At 53.4% G+C, this 22,231-nt stretch carries 15 protein-coding genes and 7 pseudogenes; 16 read left to right on the top strand and 6 right to left on the bottom strand.

Annotation, left to right across the window (positions count from 1 at the left end; genetic code table 11):
- Positions 1 to 14: 14 nt before the first annotated feature.
- The 5 genes and pseudogenes from fliJ to fliF all read right to left on the bottom strand — a co-directional run bounded on the left by fliJ (position 15) and on the right by fliF (position 5,384).
- The gene (gene fliJ / locus B4967_RS15905) at positions 15 to 467 is read right to left on the bottom strand and encodes a flagellar export protein FliJ (RefSeq protein WP_083026276.1); all 453 of its coding nucleotides are present in this window, start codon (positions 465 to 467) and stop codon (positions 15 to 17) included.
- On the bottom strand, positions 468 to 1,856 hold the full coding sequence (fliI, locus tag B4967_RS15900; protein ID WP_083026274.1) for a flagellar protein export ATPase FliI: 1,389 nt from the start codon (positions 1,854 to 1,856) through the stop codon (positions 468 to 470).
- A gap of 4 nt (positions 1,857 to 1,860) precedes the next feature.
- Positions 1,861 to 2,493, bottom strand: coding sequence for a flagellar assembly protein FliH (locus B4967_RS15895; RefSeq protein ID WP_243470647.1), 633 nt, complete (start codon positions 2,491 to 2,493; stop codon positions 1,861 to 1,863).
- A 123-nt stretch (positions 2,494 to 2,616) separates the two neighbouring features.
- Complete coding sequence (gene fliG / locus B4967_RS15890) at positions 2,617 to 3,621, bottom strand: flagellar motor switch protein FliG (protein ID WP_083026272.1); 1,005 nt, start codon at positions 3,619 to 3,621, stop codon at positions 2,617 to 2,619.
- Positions 3,614 to 5,384, bottom strand: a pseudogene (gene fliF, locus B4967_RS15885) (flagellar basal-body MS-ring/collar protein FliF). The gene fliG and the pseudogene fliF overlap by 8 nt, the downstream one beginning before the upstream one ends.
- Positions 5,385 to 5,641: 257 nt before the next feature.
- Between fliF and fliE the strand changes: the two are divergent.
- Positions 5,642 to 5,969: pseudogene (fliE, locus tag B4967_RS15880) on the top strand (flagellar hook-basal body complex protein FliE).
- A 105-nt stretch (positions 5,970 to 6,074) separates the two neighbouring features.
- On the opposite strand, the pseudogene B4967_RS15875 reads toward fliE, so the two are convergent.
- A pseudogene (locus B4967_RS15875) lies at positions 6,075 to 6,290 on the bottom strand (flagellar protein FlaG); the annotation flags it as partial.
- A 511-nt stretch (positions 6,291 to 6,801) separates the two neighbouring features.
- Here B4967_RS15875 and B4967_RS15870 point away from each other — a divergent pair.
- The 15 genes and pseudogenes from B4967_RS15870 (at position 6,802) to B4967_RS15800 (ending at position 22,197) form a co-directional block, all read left to right on the top strand.
- A complete protein-coding gene (locus tag B4967_RS15870; protein WP_243470645.1) occupies positions 6,802 to 8,403 on the top strand; it encodes an HD domain-containing phosphohydrolase in 1,602 nt (533 codons plus the stop codon).
- A gap of 172 nt (positions 8,404 to 8,575) precedes the next feature.
- Positions 8,576 to 8,992: a flagellar export chaperone FliS gene (gene fliS, locus B4967_RS15865; protein WP_058577008.1), complete on the top strand. Its 417-nt coding sequence runs from the start codon at positions 8,576 to 8,578 to the stop codon at positions 8,990 to 8,992.
- 7 nt (positions 8,993 to 8,999) lie between these two features.
- Positions 9,000 to 9,407, top strand: a complete 408-nt coding sequence (fliT, locus tag B4967_RS15860) for a flagellar protein FliT (protein WP_083026298.1) — start codon at positions 9,000 to 9,002, stop codon at positions 9,405 to 9,407.
- Positions 9,404 to 10,621, top strand: a complete 1,218-nt coding sequence (gene fliK / locus B4967_RS15855; RefSeq protein WP_083026268.1) for a flagellar hook-length control protein FliK — start codon at positions 9,404 to 9,406, stop codon at positions 10,619 to 10,621. The genes fliT and fliK overlap by 4 nt, the downstream gene beginning before the upstream one ends.
- Complete coding sequence (locus B4967_RS15850) at positions 10,605 to 10,898, top strand: EscU/YscU/HrcU family type III secretion system export apparatus switch protein (protein WP_044629567.1); 294 nt, start codon at positions 10,605 to 10,607, stop codon at positions 10,896 to 10,898. Before fliK ends, B4967_RS15850 begins: the two co-directional genes overlap by 17 nt.
- A 107-nt stretch (positions 10,899 to 11,005) precedes the next feature.
- Positions 11,006 to 11,338, top strand: coding sequence for a flagellar transcriptional regulator FlhD (flhD, locus tag B4967_RS15845; protein WP_044629566.1), 333 nt, complete (start codon positions 11,006 to 11,008; stop codon positions 11,336 to 11,338).
- Complete coding sequence (gene flhC / locus B4967_RS15840) at positions 11,335 to 11,859, top strand: flagellar transcriptional regulator FlhC (RefSeq protein WP_083026267.1); 525 nt, start codon at positions 11,335 to 11,337, stop codon at positions 11,857 to 11,859. Before flhD ends, flhC begins: the two co-directional genes overlap by 4 nt.
- Before the next feature lie 225 nt (positions 11,860 to 12,084).
- A complete protein-coding gene (motA, locus tag B4967_RS15835) occupies positions 12,085 to 12,954 on the top strand; it encodes a flagellar motor stator protein MotA (RefSeq protein ID WP_083026264.1) in 870 nt (289 codons plus the stop codon).
- Positions 12,951 to 13,871 carry a flagellar motor protein MotB gene (gene motB / locus B4967_RS15830; protein ID WP_083026262.1) on the top strand — a complete coding sequence of 307 codons (921 nt, stop codon included), beginning with the start codon at positions 12,951 to 12,953 and terminating at the stop codon, positions 13,869 to 13,871. The genes motA and motB overlap by 4 nt, the downstream gene beginning before the upstream one ends.
- A 45-nt stretch (positions 13,872 to 13,916) precedes the next feature.
- Positions 13,917 to 16,023, top strand: a pseudogene (gene cheA, locus B4967_RS15825) (chemotaxis protein CheA).
- Positions 16,020 to 16,520, top strand: coding sequence for a chemotaxis protein CheW (gene cheW, locus B4967_RS15820; protein WP_083026260.1), 501 nt, complete (start codon positions 16,020 to 16,022; stop codon positions 16,518 to 16,520). Before cheA ends, cheW begins: the two are co-directional and overlap by 4 nt.
- Positions 16,521 to 16,622: 102 nt before the next feature.
- On the top strand, positions 16,623 to 17,930 hold the full coding sequence (locus B4967_RS15815) for a methyl-accepting chemotaxis protein (RefSeq protein WP_083026259.1): 1,308 nt from the start codon (positions 16,623 to 16,625) through the stop codon (positions 17,928 to 17,930).
- A 75-nt stretch (positions 17,931 to 18,005) separates the two neighbouring features.
- Positions 18,006 to 20,183, top strand: a pseudogene (locus tag B4967_RS21450) (methyl-accepting chemotaxis protein).
- Positions 20,180 to 21,052: pseudogene (locus tag B4967_RS21445) on the top strand (CheR family methyltransferase). The pseudogenes B4967_RS21450 and B4967_RS21445 overlap by 4 nt, the downstream one beginning before the upstream one ends.
- Before the next feature lie 84 nt (positions 21,053 to 21,136).
- A pseudogene (locus tag B4967_RS15800) lies at positions 21,137 to 22,197 on the top strand (protein-glutamate methylesterase/protein-glutamine glutaminase).
- The last annotated feature ends 34 nt before the right edge of the window (positions 22,198 to 22,231 follow it).

Genomic DNA, 22,231 nt, shown 5'->3' with positions numbered 1-22,231 from the left:
TTCCTGACCCGGAGCTAAAGTGGTTTATCAGACTGTTGGCGAGCTACACGACTAGTGACAAAGTCATCGGTTGCTTTTTGCTCGTAACGCGCTTGGCGGCGATGCTCTTCTAATAGCCTACGTGAGGCCAGTGTATCGTAAGAAGAGAGCTTGCGCTGCTCTTGTTGCCAATGCTGCTGGCTCTGTTGTACGCGTTTTTGCTGTGCAGTCAGCGCCTGTCTAGCACGCACAAGGGCGGCATCCAACGAGGCTAAGAACTGCTGATAATTATACATGGTAGCGGGGTCAATGCAGTCACGCATGGCGTGCTGCAAACGCTCTGCATACTCTACTCGGTAGCGGTTGAGTGACTGCAGCTGGGCTTCCGTTTGCTGTTGGGTTTGACGCTCTTGGGCCAGCAGTTTTCCTGCTTGGTCACGAGCATCACGGGCCAGGTCCGTCAGCATATCAAGCTGGTTATGACTCATTTAGCCTCCCACTACCGTGTGCAGGGCCTGGTAGGACTCCTCAAGCGTTGCACACTCGTCAATGTTCTGTTGAAGAAACCGCTCTAAGGCTGGAAAGCGATCCACCGCTTCATCCAGCCGCGGATCATGGCCTGGGCTGTAGGCCCCTACGCTGATCAGGTCGCGGTTACGCTGATAGCGTGAAAAAATCTGTTTAAAGGTACGCGCTTTTTGCTGCTGCTCCTGCGTCACGATGGCGGTCATTGCACGGCTGATAGAGGCTTCTATATCGATAGCAGGATAGTGCCCGGCTTCTGCCAGCGTCCGCGACAGGACGATATGACCATCCAAAATGGCCCTGGCGGAGTCAGCGATCGGGTCCTGCTGGTCATCGCCTTCTGTGAACACGGTGTAGAACGCGGTAATGGCGCCGCCGCTCCGCTCAGCATTGCCCGCCCGCTCTACCAAGCCGGGTAGCTTGGCAAAGACGGAGGGTGGATACCCTTTAGTGGCAGGGGGTTCGCCAATGGCTAATGCGATCTCCCGCTGTGCCATGGCATAGCGTGTAAGGGAGTCCATTATTAGCAGCAGGTTGCGGCCAGAGTCCCTAAATCCTTCCGCGATACGTGTGGCGTAAGCGGCCCCTTGCAAGCGTTGCAGCGGCGAGGTATCCGCAGGCGCGGCGACAACAACAGCGCGTCGGCGCCCTTCTGGCCCCAAGATATTGTCAATAAAGTACTGTACTTCACGGCCACGCTCACCAATCAAGCCAACGACGATCACATCGGCCTGGGTATAGCGTGCCATCATGCCTAACAGTACTGACTTACCGACGCCTGAGCCGGCAAATAGGCCCATGCGCTGGCCGCGGCCAACGCTGAGTAGGGCATTAATGGCACGAATGCCGACATCGATTTGAGCATCAATAGGCGCCCGGGACAGCGGATTCAGTGGCCTGGATTGCAAGGTGGTGCGCTGGGCATCCTCAACACCTTCACGATCATCAAGCGGGTTACCATTACCATCCAGTACGCGGCCTAAAAGCTCGTCGCCTACTGGGAAGCGCCGGGCACTGTGGCCATTGCCATCAACAAGAGGGGTAACCCGTGCACCCGGCATCAGGCAAGAGATTTCTTCTAGCGGCATTAAAAACAGCTTTTCACCGGAGAAACCGACGACTTCAGCTTCTGCAGGCTTGTGGCTATCGTTAAGCCGGCCATCTGCTCCTGGCAGTTCAATGTGGCAAGCGCTACCTACCGCCACTCGTAAGCCAACCACCTCAATCACCATGCCAGTCGCGCGCACAACCCGCCCACTGGTTCGGTAGTGGGGGAGTCGGCTCACACGCTGGCTGGTGCGCTGCAGTGCTTTACGCCAGCGGTGTTGGTGAGGGCAATTGAAGTGATTCATCGCGTTACTCGGACGGTGTCGCTTTGCGGTAATGTCGTTTGCGCAGCTGTGCATTAATATTTTGCCAGCGGCTCTCAAACGTCGCGTCCAGTTCGCCTTGGGCACTGGTAACGCGGCAGCCGCCACGGGCCAACTGATCGTCGGGTTGCAGTACCCAGCCAGCAGCCTCTAGCTCGCCACCAAGATGCTCTTCAACCAAGGTGTGGTCGTTTGGGTTAAGCCATAAACGCTGTTTACCGACTAACGGTGGCTCGGTATGCAGCAGCTCGCGAACGATGGACAAAATATGCTCAGGTTGCTCAGTTAGCGCGTCTCCTGCTAGCTGTTTGCCTGTTGCCAGGGCAAGTTCAGCAAGATCATGGGCGCTTGTGTCATCAATACGCTCAAGGGCATCTGAAAACTGCTTTGCCAATGATCCTAGCGGTGCGACCGTTTGACGAATTTGCTCTTTAAGCTCTTCGGCTGCTTGGTCGCGTCCCTCGCTCAGGCCTTTAGTAAGTCCCTCTTCGTGCCCGCGTTTCAGGCCCGCCTGATAGCCTTCTTCTTCGGCTGCCTGGCGAAGTTGCTCATAAACCTCTTGCCGCTGCTTTTCCTCACGTGCCCTTGCTTCTGCGGCGGCGCGTTGGGCAGCTTCCACTTTGCGCTGGTGAGCCGTGGGGCCTGAGGCATTTTGTTGAGATTTGTCACTGCAGGCGTTACCAGCTCATCCATTTGCCAGCGTCGCCACTCGCCGTGGCGATCAAATTCAGGCGAATGAGTATTAGACATACTCGTCGTCTCCGCCCGCCAGGACGATCTCTCCGGAATCCGCTAAGCGGCGCACAATTTGTAGAATCGCTTTCTGCTCGGTTTCCACTTGCGAGACGCGGATAGGGCCGCGAGCCTCCATGTCTTCGCGAACCAAGTCGGCGGCGCGCTGCGACATGTTGCGTAGGAATTTGTCCACTAGGGCATCTTGAGCGCCTTTGAGCGCCACCACCAGCGAGTTGGTCTCCACTTCCTGAAGTACCATCTGAATCGCGCGGTTGTCCAGGTCGAGTAGGTTCTCGAATAGGAACATCTCGTCGATGATCTTCTGGGCAAGGTCTTCGCTGTGCGAGCGGACGGTTTCGATGGCCACCTCTTCTTGAGAAGAGTTCATCAGGTTGAGGATCTCTGCCGCAGTTCTTACGCCACCCATTTTGCTGCGCTTGAGGTTTTGGCCATCCAACATGCTGGTAAGCACTTCGGTAAGCTCCTGAAGCGCGGCTGGTTGCACGCCGCTAAAGGTGGCGATCCGAAGTACCACGTCGTTACGCAGTTTCTCTTCGAAGAGCTCGAGAATATCAGCGGCCTGATGGCGATCCAGGTGAACCAGGATGGTGGCGATGATCTGCGGATGCTCGTCGCGAATCAGCTCCGACACCATGGAGGCTTCCATCAGGTTGAGTGCATCAATACCTGAATTCTCGCCCGTGGTTTCGAGAATATCCTCAATTAGGCTAGTAGCTCGTTCACTGCCCAGTGCCTTAGTCAGTACCGAACGAATATGCTCGCTAGAGTTGAGGTTAAGCGCCACGAACTCTTCAGTTTCTTGATGGAAGGCTTCTAGCACGGCTTTCATATCATCATGGGAAACTTGATGAAGCCGTGCCATTTCCATACTGATCTCTTGCACTTCGCTGGCGCTAAGGAACTTAAAAATCTCAGCGGCGCTGTCTTCGTCCAGGGCCAGCAGAAGAATGGCGCTTTTACGTGCGCCGCCCATTTCAGCAATGCTAGTCATTAGCGTTCATCCAGCTGCGAATAATCATCGCGACCATACGGGGGTCTTCTTGGGCCATTTCTCGCAGGTCGTTAAGATTGTGTTCGTAAAGCGACGTTTTGCGACGGCGCTTGGGCTTGTTGCTATAGGTGTCCTCATCATCGGACGCGCCTTCGCCCTCGCTTTCCTGGTCATCTTCGTCGCTACCAACACTGGTGCTCAACGTGCTTCCAGGCGCTGCAGCGGCCATTCACGGGCGGCTGGGTGTAGCGCTTGATTAATGGGCGCAAAATCAGCAGGTAGAGTAGCAATGCGGCTAGCGCAACTAGTAAGTAGCGCCCTAAATTGGCAGCTATCGCTAGGTTGTCCGGATGTTGCCACCAGACCGGTTCGACGCGGGTATCATCATCGCCAGCGAAGGGTGTGTTAACCACTTCCACTTGATCGCCGCGCAGATCCGAAAACCCCATTGCTTGTTGTACCAAACGCTCAATTTGGGCGATCTCTTCATCGCTGAGCGCGACTTGTTCAACCTCACCTTCTTCATTAGTGACGTCGCGAAAGTTAACAACAACAGCCGCTGAGAGGCGTTGTATCTGGCCAAGGCGGTGCTGAATATGCTCAATACTACGATCTACTTCGTAATTAACGACATCTTCTTGGCGCAAGTTGCGCAAAGCGCCTGGTTCGGTACCTGCATCGTCCGCAACATCACCCTCTTCGGGGTCTGGCTGGTTAATGGGGGAGGGGGCTACCCCAGGAGGAGTATTGCTTAACGCCCCAGGAATGCCGGTGGCCAATGGATCTTCGCCATCGTAAGAGAGGCTAAGCTGACGGCTGCGGACTGCTGATTCGTTAGGCGCTTGGTTTGGGCTGTAACGCTCGGAGGTTTGCTCTCGGCGTGAAAAATCGATCTGTGCCGCTACCTGGGCGCGAACATTGTTGCTGCCAACAATGGGCGAAAGAATGTTCTCAATACGCTGCTGATAGGAGCGCTCCACTTCGCTGATGTACGCTAACTGCGTACCATCCAGGTCGTTACCCTGGGCGCTATTGGCAGTGAGTAGGCGGCCGTTCTGATCGGCCACCGTCACATCTTCAGTAGCAAGCTCAGGCACACTGCTGGATACCATGTGCACAATGGCGCTAACTTGCCCCTCGCCAAGGACGCGACCTGGCAAGAGATTCAACACCACAGAGGCTTTGGCAGGTTCGCGGTCACGGATAAAGACGGACGGCTTTGCCATCGATAGATGCACGCGCACACTTTCGACGGGGCCTAGTGATTCGATAGAGCGTGAAAGCTCGCCTTCCAGGCCACGCTGAAAGTTCACCTGCTCAGCAAATTGGCTAATCCCAAAAGCTTGGGTTTCCATAAGCTCTAGGCCAAGATTGCCGCCGCGGGGCAAGCCTTGCTCAGCTAACTGGAGCCTGAGGGTATGCACCTGCTCGCCGGGCACCAGCAGTGCCTGGCCCCCCTGGCTAAACTGATAGGGTACGCCGCGGCTATCAAGCTCCGAAATAATTCGTCCACCATCCGCTTCGCTCAGGTTGCTGTAAAGCACACGGTACTCGGGGCTGCTAGCCCACATAAATAAAGCAGCCACAACGGCGATAGAGGCCGCTGCCGCAATCAATACAACCACTAATGGATTGCTGCGCAGCTGTTTCATGGTGCGCGCCAAGGCAGAGGGGCTGCTGGATTCGTTTTCCGCCGCTCCACTGCGAGAGGCGTTTGGTGTCGTGCTGTTTTGACGGCCTGCCGTAGCACCAGTTTCGCTCATGCGTCCCTCCAGAAGGGCAGGCAAAACGGGTGTCGGCCCAGGCGCATCACCAAAGAAGGCATAGGCTATATCCGTCAATCGCGGTTATCCGCTAAAAAGATGAAGCGGAATTGTGATGAACGCCATTATCCGGGGGTGTGTCGACCATAAATGAACGAAAAGCTTGGCTTTTTATACTCATTTGTACGTATGACGCTTCTCCTACCAATGGTAGGCTTTTTGTACTAATTGATTTTCCGCAAAAATGAGGCCTGCGTATGAGTTCACCTTCTATACAGTCTGCGCTGCAACAGATGCAGGGGCTAGCGGCACAAGCGGCTCAGCCTATTAAAAGGGGAGCATGTGGCAACCGCTGTTGGTCAAGGTGGCTTTGGAAGTGAGCTGCAGTCCTCTATACAGCGAATTAATCGGTTGCAGCAAGCGGCTAATACCAAGGCGATGGCGTTTCAGGCAGGCGAGCCAAACATTGAGTTAAACGATGTGATGGTAGATATGCAAAAAGCCAGTGTGGCCTTTCAAATGGGCATGCAGGTGCGCAACCGCCTAGTAACTGCCTATCGTGATGTGATGAATATGCAGGTATAGGGGGCGTAAAGTAGTTATGCGGCTAGCTGGGTGGGTAGTGGGAAGGCGAACGCTTAGGCTGGTACGTTATCGCTTTTCAAGGCGCCCGCAGCGTTCGCTTGGTTTCTATGCTTTAAGAGAGATCAGTTTTCCTTGCAGTTCTTCTAGCCGCTCGGCCAGTAGCAGCACTTCTTCTGCTGGTATTTGACGTATGACGTCACCCGTTTCTCGATCAATGACCCTTGTAATGATGCGAGCCGATTGTTCGCTAATATCAAATTCCAACCCACGGGGACGCATGACATCGTTAATGCGCTGTATCGGTTCAACAAGCGCTTCTTTTGTGGCCTTATTGCCATCTGCTGCTGCTTAATCGCGCTTGGGGTGACTGGAGGTAGGGGATCGATAGCGGGGCGCGTAGAGCGTTCCTGCGATAAAGCGGCCGTTATTGCTGGTGTGGCTGAGTCAATGGATAGTGGGCTCATGTACAACGTTCCTCTATTAAATAAGCCCGCCGGGGGGGGCTAGGCAACGTAACCGAGTAAAGGCAGTGAGGCCGTTTACCGTCTGGTGATGAGCCTCTTTTTCAATCTATCGGCGCGTTTGTCACAAACTTTATCCTTTTACTATAGATGAAAAGAAAAGTGTTATGAGTCCTATGGCGACATGCGGCTCGATAAAGGCTTCTGTTATGCTCTGCTGCTTTGTGATGAGCGTTAACGTATAACGCGTCTGGGGAAAGCGAGGCACGCATGGCAGTCCAACAAGATGAGTACGAGAGCGTCACTAGCCCATCGGTAATCAGCTCTCTTCTGAATACTATGATAGAGAGAGCGGTGGGGTGACTCTCTGCTTGGCCACTCCTGATGCGCGTCCAGAGCCAGTGGTCTTGATGGAGCAGCACGCGGGCGAAACGCTGGTAATGGATCTGTCATCGGTTGACTACCTGCTAAGTCGTTTACAGCAGGGAGAGCAATTTTTTTTGCGGGGTCAGTCACAGGGAAAAGTGGTGCGGACACCGCTGTTATCTTTGACGGAGACCCGTCGTTCTGGTGGTCGTTTTCTTTGTTGTAGTAATTACCCAAGTTCGGTCGAAGTGCTGCAACGACGCGAGTCATATCGTGCTGAATTGCGCATGGGAATGGTGGTGTCTGCACTGGTTGTTGGTGAGAGTGGTGAGAGTGGTGAGAGTGCCCAGGGGGAGCTCCGTGACCTCTCCCAGGATGGGTGCCAGCTTGAGTTGCCATTAACAGCAAGCGGTGTTTTGGCTGAAACGCAATCCTCGCTCAAACTTGCGTTTACCTTTCCAAACGGCACTTACTTTGAAGTGAATGGCGTTGCCCGCCATCAGAAAACTGATCCCGAGCGGCACATGCTACGCGTTGGCTTTCGCTTTGCAGGGTGCACTTCCGAGCAGGAACGGCAGATTTGGTACTTTGTCTGCGAGATTGAGCGTGAAGCTGCGCGTTATAAAAAGGAGGCGCAGGAGGAGCGGCAGCCATCGCCTCTGTTTGAGCAGCCAGGCAAATGCACTCCAGATACTGAGCACATAGGACGGCGCGATATACGCCGCTATGCCACACCGATGGCAAGGCGTTTGGTTAAGGTAGCTGCTTATCTTGATGCACAGTTGCTCATGCTTCAGCAAGGCAGTGATATTGATTCAAGGCAGCTCTCTCGTAATGCGGACCGCTTACTGATGCTGCATGAAGAAGATCGAGAGGGACTGCTGTTTGCCTCCCGCTGTTTGTCTTTAGAGCCGCTGCTGGTAAGGCACGGGATTGCTGTTGCAGTCCATTTGCTGGATTTAGTAGGAGCCAAGCTGCCGCGGGATGTGCGCAAGGCGATCGTTGCCAGCGGGCTGGTGCATGATTTGGGTAAGGCGCTTATTCCTCAGGTCGTGTTCAAAGCGCCAAATTTTGAAGCGACACATCGGCAGGCATTAAGTGAGCATGTTTCCCTCTTGATGGCTCGGCTACATACCTGCCAATGGCTGTCTGCTACGGTGGCGCAAGCGGTCATTGGGGGGATCAACGAGCGGCTTGATGGTAGTGGCTATCCGGCAGGAATCACCGGGGATGATATTAACGAGTTGGCGAAAGCCAGTGCAGTGGTTGACGTTGTTGAGGCGATGCGGCGAGATCGCCCAGATCGCCCGGCCCGCGCGGCGCAGCAAATTTACCGCCACTTGCTGGCTCATCCGCATCAGTTTGATCGCCGTTGGATGAGGCGTTATGTCGAACATTTCAAGGTCCTGCCGGTGGGGTCGTTAGCGCTTTTCTCTAGTGATCAGCTTGCCTGGATTTTGCGCCTTGATGATAGTGGGGCGCCAGCAGAGGTGGTGCTGGCCCAAGCAGCTGAGCCGCCAATGCGCGATAATTTAGGGAGTGTGTTGCGTGGCGATGTTTTTGAGCGACTAGGCAAGCCTGTCAGAGAAGTGGCGGTTTCTACATAGGACGCCGAATTCAGGCAAACAGCTAAATTAAAAAGTAATCAGGCATTAAAGTCTGCTGTGGCCTCGCCGATATATTTAATAGCTGAGCATATATGGTCAACCTTGAATGATGAACAGCACGACTGGCTTTTTGCCCTAGCTGTTGTTACACCCTATAAAGGAGTGCCCACTAATGACCTACACTCGCGGTGGCGCCGCTAACGGACGAGGCGCTAATGCTTATGCCCGTGTCGGTGTTGAAAGTGGTGTCATGTCAGCTGATCCTCACCAGCTGATCGTGATGCTATTTGATGGCGCTCAGGCGGCAATCCGCGCAGCGCGAATTCACATGCAAGCTGGCAACCGAGCTGAAAAAGGCAAGTCAATTTCCAAAGCGTTGGATATTGTTAATAACGGTTTAGCGGCCGCCCTTGATCAAGAGCAAGGGGGTGTCATTGCAGAGAGGCTCGCCTCACTTTACGATTATATCGCCCGCTTGCTGTTAACAGCTAACTTGCGAAACGACGAAGAGAGCCTCAACCAAGCTGAGCGGTTGCTTGAGGATATCGCCTCAGCATGGCGTGAAATCGGTCAACAGCAGAGTGCGTGAGGCAGGCATGGCAGCTCCCGAAGCAGTTCGTGATATTTCTCAGCAAACGCTGCTCGATGCATACGAAAAGCTGTTGGTGCGTGTGAATGACATGCATGAGCTTGCAGATGCTGAACAGTGGGCCGAGTTGATCGAGCAACGCAGTAATTATGTGATGCTCGTAGAAGAGCTCCGTGAGCTGGATGCACACGTTACGCTTGACGCTGCAGGTAAGCAGCGTAAAACAGAGTTAATAGAACATATCTTAGAGCATGATGTGGAGATTCGTCGTCGCCTGGTGGCACGACGCGATGAGCTTGGCAGGCTGATTGGCGTCACCCAGCGCCAGCGGGACCTGCACCGAGCTTATGCTCCCCAGCAGGGAGCTTATAGCGCCTTTGATGTCGATGCTTCTCAGAATAAGGGGGCATCGTGAGTGGCATTACGCCGCTTATTGATACCCTCTTACATCAAGTGCTTGGGCGCCAGGGAGAGGTGTCCTCTCAGCGTGTATTAAATGCGCCAGTACAGCCAGTCTTACCGGGGGAGGGGCCACGTGCCTTGCAAGGCGATGCAGGGTTGGATGGCCGTCCGCTTGCTCCCCTGCTTGGTGACCTAAAGCGGTTGCCAGGTGCGTCTGAGGGGGCGCGTCAGTCTCAGCCTGGAAGTCCTCCCACTGGTAATGGCGCACCCACCTCAACACAGACACACTTCAGCCCTGCTGCTCGCACGATTGCGGATGTATTACTGCGTTTCCCGGCACCTCCAGCGGTAATGAAGCCCCAGGCCCCGCTGATGTCGGCTCAAGACGCACCATCGGCGCAAGTGCTGGCAAGTCGTTTAGAAGCAAGCATCCGCGATAGTGGATTATTTTATGAGTCCCACCTGAAGCGTTGGTTTCAAGGTGAAACTCCACGCCAGCAACTACTGCGTGAACCACAAATGCAACCTGGGCCTCGCCCGACAGCTCCTTTTTTACCAAATTTTGCTTCTGCGGTATTAGCCACAACCCCCTCAATAGCCGCTTTACGCTCAAGCGCCACCCCCGGTATTTTGCCCAATACGTCCCTAGTGCCTATGAATGGCGATAATAAACTGCTCTTAGAGCGCCCTGTTGTCATGCTCCCAGCCTCGACTTCGCCGACGCCAGCTGCTGCGGAGCGTCGAGAGATTAATCCAGCCTCGTTGACATTGCCGGCTGCCAGCGAGCCGGAAGCGCTTAGCCGTGGCTCACGAGAGGTCGTTCATGAGAGCTTACAGGGGTTGGTGCGTCAGCAGTTGGAGATGTTGGTGATGTCCACGCTCCGCTGGGAAGGTGATGTGTGGGCTGGGATTTTTATGGCGTTAGTGATCAACCTGCCTGGGCGTGAAGGGGGGCAAGGAGGTTCATCGGAAGAGGAGGGTGCGGAGGAGAGCTGGCGCTCCGAAATGCAGCTTGATGTGCCTAACTTAGGTAGCTTCAGCATTGCACTATGGCTTCATCAAAAGACGCTGAGTATTGATTTGACCACTGATAATGCTGGCACGCATCAGCGTCTTGAGGAGGGGGTTAGCTCATTGGGGCAGCGTTTAAACGCCCTTGATTTTCATAAAGTTCAGATCAAGGCTAGGTATGTAACATTGGAGCGCCATCATGATGACATCGGGTGATCGGCGACGGCAAGCGGTTGCACTTGCGTATCAAGAAGGGGAGCAGGCTCCACGTGTAGTAGCCAAAGGGTATGGTGAGCTGGCTGAGCGAATTATGGCCGAAGCCCAGCGCCAGGGTATTTATGTTCACGATGCACCAGAGCTTGTGGCGCTGCTCATGCAGTTAGATTTGGATGCCGAGATCCCGGCGAGCCTATATCAAGTGGTCGCTGAGCTGCTTGTTTGGGTGTTTGAGCTATCTGAGAATGGGATAAGTCATCGTGAAACGCTCAAGTAGCCAATACAAGCGTTGTATGCAACCATGGTGCTGGGTAAAGAAAAAAGTCATCAATGGCGCCAGTATAACGGTCACAATGTCGCGCCTGTGTCGTTCGATGGGACACTATGAGTCAAACAAGCTTTCTCGATGAAATTCAAGAAATTAACTTAGCGTACTTGCTTCTTGCGCAGCGTTTGCTGAGCGAGGATCGCGAAGCAGCTATGTTTCGCCTGAAAATAGACAGTGAACTTGCCGATTTATTGGTATCACTGAATGCCTGGCAACTCACTAAGCTGGCGCGCAGCAACCAGTTAGTCTGCCGATTTAGCCATTCGAGTGGGCGACGTTTGCGCGAAATTTTAGAAAACCCCAGAGATCAAGGGTTATCTGGGTTACATGCATCACTGCTTTCGGCTTGTGAGCCCTTGGAGTCTTTGTCGTCGGGAGAGTCGGAGTGAGCCAGAAGAGCTTGGTTGATGAAATGCACCAAGTGCAGCTGGCCATTGAGCTGATTGAGTTGGGTGCACGGCTACAGGTGCTGGAGACAGAAACAGAGCTTAGCCGTACCCGGTTGATTAAGCTCTACAAGGAAGTGCGTGGCATGTCTCCACCGAAAGGGATGTTGCCATTTTCAGCAGACTGGTTTGTTACGTGGTTGCCCAATGTGCACTCCTCGTTTTTTTACAATATTTATACAGGTTTATTGAAGGGGGCTGACTGCGAGCGTATAGACGCGTTTGTTAAAGCTTATCGTTTGTACGAGGAGCAGATTTCACTGGAAGGCGTGGAGCCGGTGCTGGGGCTTACTCGTGCTTGGACGTTGGTGCGCTTTTTTGAAAGTGATTTGTTGCAGCTAACGACTTGTACAAGATGTGAAGGTCGCTTTGTTGCCCATGCTCATAGTCCGACACATGATTATGTGTGTGGTATTTGTCAGCCGCCTTCGCGTGCAGGGAAAACCCGTAAAGCACAGCGTTGAACGTATAAAATTGTCACGCTACTAGCAGCAGGGTATAGAACGAATACACTACCTCTTTAACGTTTAGATAGCGGTAAAAGACGCTGGTAATTTCTCATTAAACATTGCATGCGCCTTAGTATGATATTGCTAAGTTGCACTTGGGGTGGAGCTGCTCATGCCTTCTTGGTGAAGAAATGGGTGTGGCTTCGTCGATAAAAAACTGATATCGCAAGGACACTGCTTGTGCTGATTCCCTTAGGTTATGTCGTCGTACTGCTATCTGTATTTGGCGGGTATGTGTTAGCAGGTGGTAGCTTGGGGCCGCTGTATCAGCCCACGGAGTTGCTCATGATTGGCGGCGCAGGGGTCGGTGCTTTTATTGCTGCCAATAATGGTAAAGCCATTAAAGCTACTTTTAAGATACTGCCCAAGCTCAAGCGAACCAAAAAATATAATAAAGCGCTGTACATGGAGCGAATGGCATTGCAGTACAAGATTCTTTCCAAGGTGCGCCGTGAGGGTATGCTAGGGATTGAGCGCGATATCGATAACCCTCAAGAGAGTCCTTTATTTCAAGAGCACCCAACCGTGCTGGCGGACCCACACATCATGGATTTCTTAACTGACTATTTGCGCCTCATGGTCAGTGGCGGCATGGAGCCAATGGAAATTGATGAGCTTATGCTGCATGAAATCGAGGCATTCGAACAGGAAGCTCATATTCCAGTTGATGCGATCTCTAAAGTGGGGGATGCGATGCCTGCATTCGGTATCGTTGCTGCTGTTATGGGGGTAATTAAGGCTTTGACCTACGCTGATGCCACACCCGCTCAGATGGGTGAAATGATTGCGCGAGCGCTAGTAGGTACCTTTTTAGGCATTTTGTTGGGGTACGGGTTTATAAGTCCAGTGGCCAGCTACGCCGAGCGACAAGCAAAAGAAGCAGAAAAAATGTTGCAGTGTATCCGCGTCACCTTACTAGCAAGCTTGCACGGTTATGCGCCTCAATTAGCTGTTGAGTTTGGTCGCAAGGCACTGCATACCGCAGAGCGTCCCAGTTTCACTGAGCTTGAAGAGTACGTTCGTGACGCCAAAAAAGGCGGTAGTGCATGAGAAAGGGTGGGGATAAGCGTCCGATCATTATTCGGCGTAAAAAAGTCGTCCATGCTCACCACGGGGGAGCTTGGAAGATTGCCCTAGCGGATTTTATGACCGCGTTGATGGCGCTATTCCTAGTGATGTGGATTTTGAGTGTCTCCAGCGAAGGGACCCGCCGAGGTGTGGCGGAGGATTTCAGTACGCCCCTGGCTACTGCAATTACAGGCGGCGACATGTCAAGTAGTACCAGCGTGATTCCTGGTGGTGGCCCTGATCCTACTCATAGTGATGGTGAACGCGCTCGTATTGATGTAATGCAGCATACACGCCCTAGTGCTCAAGAACGGCGCTTCTTTAATGATTTGCAGGAGCGCATTGAACGTGCGATTGAGCGCGACCCCGAGTTGCGTGAACTACGTAACCAAATGCGTTTTGATCTAACCCGTGAAGGGTTACGGATCCAACTCTTGGATACCGAGCAGCGACCCATGTTTGAGCTTGGTAGTGATCAGGTCGCTCCCTATATGCGTAGTTTGCTACGCACCATAGCTCCTCTTCTCAATGAGTTGCCTAACGATTTAAGTATTAGTGGGCATACTGATAGTGTGCCGTATGCTGGAGGATATCGTGGCTACAGCAACTGGGAGCTCTCAAATGATCGAGCGAACGCCTCGCGCCGAGAGCTTGTTGCCGGCGGGCTTGATCCAGATCAATTGTTGCGCGTATCGGGCTTTGCTGATCGTGTGTTGTTGGCTGACACTGCGCCAACTGATCCGGTTCATCGACGTATTGAGGTGGTTGTGTTTTTACCTGAAATTGCCGAAGCCATTCGTAACCCTGGTATTCTAGCGCCTGATGCTCAGTTTTCTGAGGAAGAGGTACCGGAAGTGCTAGTGCCACAAAACACCCCACAAGCCAACGACGACCAGTAAGCGCGGCTTGTCACAAAAAAATATGACGTTCACGTGGAGCGGTGCATGGATATAGCGGATTTTTTTGACACCTTTTTTGAAGAGGCTGAAGATCTGCTCGCTGATATGGAGCAGCACTTATTGGAACTGGATGTCGATGATCCGGATAGCGAGCAGTTGAACGCTATCTTCCGGCGCAGCCCACTCTATCAAAGGTGGCGCAGGAACCTTCGGTTTTAGCGTGCTACAAAAAACCACGCATATTTTCGAAAACCTGCTGGATCACGCGCGCAAAGGGGAACTCACCCTGCGTGCTGACCTCGTGGATACCTTTTTAGAGGCCAAAGACATCATGCACGAGCAACTCGATGCCTATCGCAACGAGGAAGAACCCAATCAAGAAGCGTATGAGCGTATCTGCCAAACGCTGCAGCAAATTGCCCTAAGAAGAGATTGGCAAAACACTTGATGCCCCTGCGGCGGCACCGGCCCCTCAAAAATCAGCGCCTGCAGAGGACGACAAAGAAGCATCGGCAGCCGCTAGCTCCAGCGAGCATACCCTCAAAGTGGCGCTTCTCAATGTGGGCGATAAAGATCGTGGGCTGCTGGTAGAAGAGTTAGAGCAGCTAGGCGATATTCAATCCCAGTCGGGGGATGAAAAGCGTTATGAGGTCACCCTAAAAGGGGGCGTCAGCGCCGATGATATTGAAGCCGTAATGTGCTTCATTATTGAGCCAAAACAAATTGAAATCACCACGGTAGCGGCGGAGGAGGCTGCTTCGGCAGCAGAGCCCGCAACACCTGTACCCAGCGCACCGGCTGAGCCCTCTGCGGCAGAAGCGAAGCCAGCCGCGCCAGTGGCCGAAAACAGCACACGCCAGTAAGACGCCTGCTAGCAGTAAACCAGGGAAGGCGGCTCCGAAAAAGGCAGCAGCAGAGTCCTCCTCTATTCGGGTGTCCGTGGATAAGGTCGACCAGATTATTAACTTGGTGGGCGAGCTGATCATCACTCAGTCGATGCTGGACCAAACAGTGAGTGATCTTGGCGACCAGTCGGTCGGCAACAGTTCGCTACAGAATGGCATGAGCCTATTGCAGCGTAATGCCCGCGATCTTCAGGAAGCGGTCATGTCGATTCGCATTATCCCCATGGAGTTCGTATTTAGCCGTTTTCCGCGTGTAGTTCGTGATACCGCTGGCAAACTAGGCAAAGAGATTGAACTGATCACCGAAGGTAAATCCACAGAGCTTGATAAAAGCTTGGTCGAGCGTATCAACGACCCACTAACGCACTTGGTGCGTAATAGTCTGGACCACGGTGTTGAAATGCCCGACGAGCGTGAAGCCCTGGGCAAGCCGCGTACGGGTAAGTTAGTTCTGTCTGCCCGGCATCAAGGTGGCAATATTTGATTGAAGTGCGTGATGACGGCGCCGGAATGGATCGTGATCGCCTGCTAGCGAAAGCCCGCGAGAATGGTCTTAACGTCTCCGATACCATGTCGGATGAAGATGTTTTTCAACTGATTTTTGCCCCCGGTTTCTCGACTGCCAAAGAGGTTACCGATGTCTCTGGACGTGGCGTGGGCATGGATGTTGTCAAACGGAATATTCAAGGCATGGGCGGCCGGGTTGAGATCCAGTCGAAAAAAGGTGAAGGCACTAATACACGTATCGTGCTGCCGCTAACTCTGGCAATTCTCGACGGTATGTCGATTAAAGTCGGAAAGGAAACCTTTATTCTGCCGCTCTCTACCGTACTTGAGTCACTGCAGCCCGCCAAAGGCGATATGTATGCCATGGCAGGGGACGACGTGGTACTAAAAGTACGCGATGAGTACCTGCCCGTAATAGCCATTCATGAAGTGCTCGATGTGGAGAGCGCCATTACGGACCCCGACTAAGCGCATCGCTGTAATTGTGCAGGGCGAAGGGCGTCGCTATGCCATGCTGGTCGATGAATTGATTGGCCAGCAACATGTCGTGGTTAAAAACCTCGAAGATAATTACCGCAAAGTGCCCGGGGTATCGGCCGCTACCATCTTGGGAGATGGCAGTGTTGCGTTAATTCTGGATATCACAGGCTTGCATCGCTTAAGCCGTGCCAAAAAAGAAGCAGGAAACAGCCGCTAACCAACCAGATCTCTCTTATTACAAGGAGGCTGAGCCGTCATGAGTCAAGCAACTAATGAGGCGGTGCTAGCCGCAGCAGAAGCGGAAAATCGCGAGTTCCTGGTGTTCTCTTTAGGTGATGAAGAGTACGGCATTGATATCTTAAAGGTGCAGGAAATTCGTGGTTACGAAAACGTCACACGTATTGCGAATGCACCCGACTTCATTAAGGGAGTAACGAACCTGCGTGGCGTGATCGTGCCGATTGTGGATCTGCGCATTAAGTTTCACCTGGATAACGTTGAGTACGGTGGGCAAACTGTGGTGATCGTCGTCAACGTGGCAGATCGTATCGGAGGTATCGTGGTAGATGGCGTTTCTGACGTAATGACCTTGACGCCGGATCAAATCAAGCCTGCGCCAGAGTTTGGCGTAACGCTCTCCTCTGATTTCCTAAGTGGCCTCGGTAGCCTGGTTGACCGAATGCTGGTGCTGGTCGATATCGATAAGCTGCTGACGAGCGAAGAGATGGCGCTGGTAGATAGCACCAGTAACCGCTAACGACCTGCCACGGGGCACAGGGAGGCGTGCCCATCTTGAGCCAAAAAACAACCCACTCTGGCGCGATGGATAGCGCTGGCTAGTACGGTTGTGTTTGGAGAAATGCGTGTGACACAGCTAGTACGTCAACTGATGAGTAATATGACCGTCCGTCTGAGTTGGGGGCTAGTATGGGCCACCTTCTCGCTGCTGGTGCTCATTGCCTGTGGTATCGGTCTGTATGCGCGGCATCACGGGGCGACCATTGTACAAAGTGCCAGCGACCCACAAGCCCAGCAGTTGGCCTTTACTTCCTTTGCCACCCGCATCCGCTGGGTATTGATCGGCGTTGTGGCCATGACCGTTTTAACGGTAGTGGTAGTGGTGTGGGGCGTCATGGCCGACGTACTGCGCCCGCTGGATCGGCTGGTCGGCTATTTTGAGCGCATGGCGCAGGGTGACCTCAATCAGCAGATCCAGTCACCTGGCAACAATGAGATCGGCAAGCTCTATAGCGCGATGGCCCATATGCAAGGTTCCTTGTCGGAAACTGTTGGCGTGGTCAGGCGTAGCGGCACCACGATTTTTGAGCGCTCCCAACACATTGCCAGCGGCAACAACGACCTCTCCTCTCGCACAGAACAGCAGGCTTCATCGCTAGAAGAGACGGCGTCCAGCATGGAGCAGCTAGCTTCTACTGTAAGTCACAATGCCGATAATGCCCTCCAAGCGAGCCAGCTTGCAGGTGATGCCACGCTCACGGCGCGTCGCAGTGGGGAAGAAGTCAGTAACATTGTTGAGATCATGCAGGAGATTAGCGCCAGTTCTCATCAAGTCGCTGACATTATCACCCTGATCGACAATATCGCTTTCCAAACCAATATCTTAGCGCTTAACGCTTCTGTAGAGGCGGCGCGTGCGGGCGAGCATGGCAAGGGCTTTGCCGTGGTAGCACAAGAAGTTCGCAGCCTTGCCAGCCGCAGTGCCAATGCTGCCAAAGAGATTCGTACGCTGATTGATGCGTCGCTCGGTAAAGTAGACGCTGGTACACATCGCGTGAACCAGGCGGGCCAAACCATGCAGGATCTCGTCGCGGCGGTACAGCGCGTTAGCGACATCATGGATGAGATTGCCTCCGCTTCGGAAGAGCAGAGCAACGGTATTGGCCAAGTTAACCAAGCGGTTGCGCAAATGGATCAAGTCGTTCAGCAGAATGCTCAGCTGGTGCAGCAAGCCGCGCGTAGCGCCAATGAGCTAGAGAGCGAGGCAGCACGCCTGCGTGAAGCCGTGGAACGGTTCCGTGTAGCAGGTGGTGGGCAGCCCGACACACAAAAACGTGTAATCAGCGCCCCTTCGCACTCGCCAACGACAACGCAGCGACTACCGGCCACGAAAACACAAGCGCTGACCGAAGAGTGGGAAGAATTCTAACTCAGCGCTCTCTGCTCTGGCCATGGAATGAACCAAACTATTACCGCGTTAAAACATAAACAATAAGGCAGCATGATGCGTAATAACCAGCCAGTGACTCAACGGGAAGTTGAGCTGAAACAAGACGATTTTCTCGTTTCGCGTACTGATCTAAAAGGGCGTATAACCTACGCAAATCCAGCATTTATCGAGATTAGCGGCTATCAGCATGAAGAGCTGATAGGAGCGCCTCATAACCTAATACGTCATCCAGATATGCCGTCGCCTGCGTTTGAGAACCTCTGGAAAACCGTTCAGACGGGGGAGCCCGGCCGAGGGCTGGTGAAAAATCGCTGTAAGAATGGAGACCACTACTGGGTAGACGCCAGCGTCACACCGATTGTAGAGAACGACCAAGTAATTGGTTACACCTCTGTGCGGGTGCAAGCGACCCGCAAGGCGATTGCTCAGGCTGAACAGCGTTATGCAGAGATACGAGAAGGGCGCAATAAGCGCCTCTACTTGGATAAAGGGCGCGTGCGCCAAAAGGGCTTGTTACAGCGCATTAAGCGTATTCGGCTCGACACAATACGTGCCAAATTAGTTGGCATGGTGGTCGTGGCAGGGGCCCTGCTAGTAGCGAGCGGTGGCGTGGGGCTTTATGGCCTTAATGTGGCAGGCGAACGATTGGGTGAGCTAAATAACGATGGCTTAAGGGTTGTCATTCGCCTTCAGCAAATTGATCAAACGATTGCGCAAACACGTCAGGCACTGATTGAGCCTGAGCGCATGGAGCTGATTAACCAGCGTTTCGAGATGGGGGAAGCGATAGAGGGAAGTGCTACACAAATCGTTGATATCTGGCAGGCGTACTTCAGTCGCGATGTGAATACGACGCCGTTGGCCACTTCGTTCAACGAGCAGCTACAAGCTTTTTTGTCTGAAGGCATGAACCAAGCGGCTAGCGTGCTACAGGCTGAAGAGACTTACCAAGCGTTCACCGGCCTGGATGCTGTTATCAGTGTGATGAACGAGGAGGGTCGGGAGCTACCGCTATGGTCAATCAACTGATCGCTCAAAAGCAGGAAGCAGCGGAGGCAATGGCAGCAGAGGCCGAGCGTGGTCAAACCGCCATGCTTAGCGTACAAGCTGGTGTATTAGGCGCAGGATTATTGTTACTGGTACTGATTAGTGTACTAACGCTGCGCTCTATTATTACGCCACTGAAGCGCGCGTCACGTTTTACGTTGCAAATCGCAGGCGGCAATTTAGCGGCACATGTACCGCCCAAACGCCGGGATGAAATTGGACAGTTGATGGACTCTCTCAACACCATGCGTAAAAGCCTGAGCAACATCATTAGTGATGTAAAAAGTGGCATTGACGTAGTCACCCCAGCAGCTAAAGACATTGCCAGTGGCAACGAAGCACTCTCCACGCGAACTGAACAGCAGGCAGCTTCGCTGCAGCAAACTGCCTCCAGTATGGAAGAGATGACAACCACGGTTAAGCAAAATAGCGATAACGCTCAAGAAGCGCGCCGACTGGCCGATAACAATGCAACCATGGTTACACAAACCGGCGAATTGATGACACAGCTGGTCGCTAATATGCAGCGAATTACACAAAGCTCGCAAAAAATGACTGACATTATCAATGTCATCGATTCGATTGCATTTCAGACCAACATCTTGGCTCTGAATGCCTCAGTGGAGGCAGCCAGGGCGGGAGAGCATGGTCGTGGCTTCGCTGTGGTAGCCGAAGAGGTGCGTAAGCTTGCTGGGCGTAGTGCTGGAGCAGCGCAGGAAATTCGCACACTTATTGACGATTCGAGCCAGGAAGTGAGCGTAGGCGCTGGCTTAGTCGAAAAAGCTGAGGCAGCGATTAGTGAGGTTGCCGAAGCCGGCACGCAGCGTTACTCATATTATGCACGACATCTCGGCGGCTTCTGCGGAACAAAGCAGCGGTATTCCGTAAGTCAACCAAGCCGTTGCGGAAATGGATCAAGCAACACAGCAAAATGCTCTGCGCGTTCAAGAAACTGCACGGGCAGCTGTTGCCCTAGAGCAACAAGCAGGACTGTTGTCGCTTTCCGTTGAAGCGTTTCGACTTAACCAAAGCCCGCTAGCGGCCACTGGCTTGCAGCCGCCTGCGACCGCAACTCCAAAGGCAAATGTGTTGCCAGCGGGGTCTGCACATAACAGCAGTGCCACATCGCCTGTGCCGACTAAGAAACGGCAAATGGCCTCTGTAGAGGAGTGGGAAGAGTTTTGACAGACCAACGCGAACGGGGAGTTGACGCTGGCCAGTGGACGTCTAGTGGGCAGATCGAACGAGATCTGGTGCTGACCGATGCTGATTTTGCGCGCATTCGAGAGCTGATTTACCAGCGCGCTGGTATTGTATTAGCTGAGCATAAGCGCGAAATGGTTTATAGCCGCTTAGCTAAGCTGCTGCGCCATCATGGCATGACGCGCTTTACTGACTACCTGTCGCGGCTGGAGCGTCAACCCGACGCGAAAGAGTGGGAGGCGTTTACCAACGCCTTGACTACCAATCTAACTGCTTTTTTCGTGAATCGCATCACTTCCCATTATTGTCGGAACATATTAGGCATAAGCAAGATCCGGTAACGATCTGGTGTTCAGCCGCTTCGACAGGGGAAGAGCCCTACTCGATTGCTATGACGCTGCTAGAGACACTTGGCGCGAAAGCCTCCCAAGCCAAAGTGATTGCTACCGACATTGATACCGATGCACTGGCGAAAGCACGTCAGGGGATTTACCCCCAGGAACAAGTGCGGCAAACTGGACGAAGCTCGAGTGAAGCGGTTCTTTCAAAAAGGTACCGGCAATCACATCGGGCTTGCCCGCGTGCGCCCAGAAGTCTCGGCACTTGTTGAGTTTATGCCACTGAACTTGCTGGCCCCTCAGTGGCCTATCAAAGGCCCTTTTGATGCGATATTTTGTCGTAATATCATGATTTATTTCGACAAAGAGACGCTAGCTAAGCTTTTGAAGCGGTTTGCGCCGCTGATGAAACAGGATGGTCTGCTATTTGCGGGACACTCCGAAAACTTCTCGTATATCAGCGATGCGTTTAAGTTGCGCGGGCAAACGGTTTATACCCTCGCGAATAAGTGAACAATAAACGTGAGCTAAGCTCCGACGAGGGCGTTTGCCAGCAGGGAGTGATGCCGCGGTGGATACCGTAAGAGGAGGCGTGCTTTGAGCGCTGCCAAGATCAAAGTGTTGTGCGTCGATGACTCGGCGCTGATTCGTGATTTGCTGACCGAAATCATTAACTCACAGCCAGACATGGAAGTTGTCGCCGTTGCGCCTGACCCCATCGCTGCCCGAGATCTGATCAAGCAGCATAACCCAGATGTACTGACGCTTGATGTCGAGATGCCGAGGATGGACGGCCTCGATTTTCTTGAGCGGCTGATGCGATTGCGCCCTATGCCGGTGCTGATGGTGTCGTCGCTAACCCAAAGCGGCTCTGAAATTACCCTGCGCGCCCTGGAGCTCGGTGCGCTGGATTTTGTAGCGAAGCCAAGCCTGGGTATTCGCAGCGGTATGATGGAGTCCGCCAACGAAATTGCTGAAAAATTGCGTGCTGCAGCTCGTTCGCGTCCGCGTCAGGCACGCCATAAAAACACGCCGCCGCCCACTCAGCTTAAAGCACCCATGATATCCAGCGAGAAGCTCATTATTATTGGTGCTTCTACTGGCGGCACTGAAGCAATCCGTGCCGTATTAGAACCTTTACCTGCCAATGCGCCTGCCATTTTAATTACCCAGCATATGCCCGGTGGCTTCACGCGCTCTTTTGCAGAACGCCTGGATCGACTGTGTCGTATTACCGTCAAGGAAGCCACGGACGGTGAGCGGGTTCTGCCAGGCCATGCCTATATTGCCCCTGGCGACCAGCACTTAGAGCTTGCCCGCAGTGGCGCCAACTACGTAGCCCGCCTAAACGATGGACCGCCGGTTAACCGCCATCGCCCCTCGGTAGATGTGTTGTTTCACTCCGCTTCTAAGCATGCTGGCAAAAACGCCATCGGCGTCATTCTGACCGGTATGGGAAAAGATGGCGCGGCAGGCCTATTAGAAATGCGTCAAGCAGGTGCGCCGACGATCGCACAAAATGAAGAGACCTGTGTGGTTTTTGGTATGCCGCGAGAGGCGATTGCCGTTGGGGGAGCAGTCGAGGTCGTTGCACTCGACGATATACCGTCGCGTCTTATGGCGCTGGTTGCTGCTCAGGGCGCGCGCAGCGCGTTTAAGTACCAAGAAGTGTCAAACCCTTCTTGGTTCATG

The organism is Vreelandella lionensis (genome assembly GCF_002087295.1).
GTDB lineage: Bacteria > Pseudomonadota > Gammaproteobacteria > Pseudomonadales > Halomonadaceae > Vreelandella > Vreelandella lionensis.
This window is presented reverse-complemented; position numbering and strand designations above follow the sequence as displayed.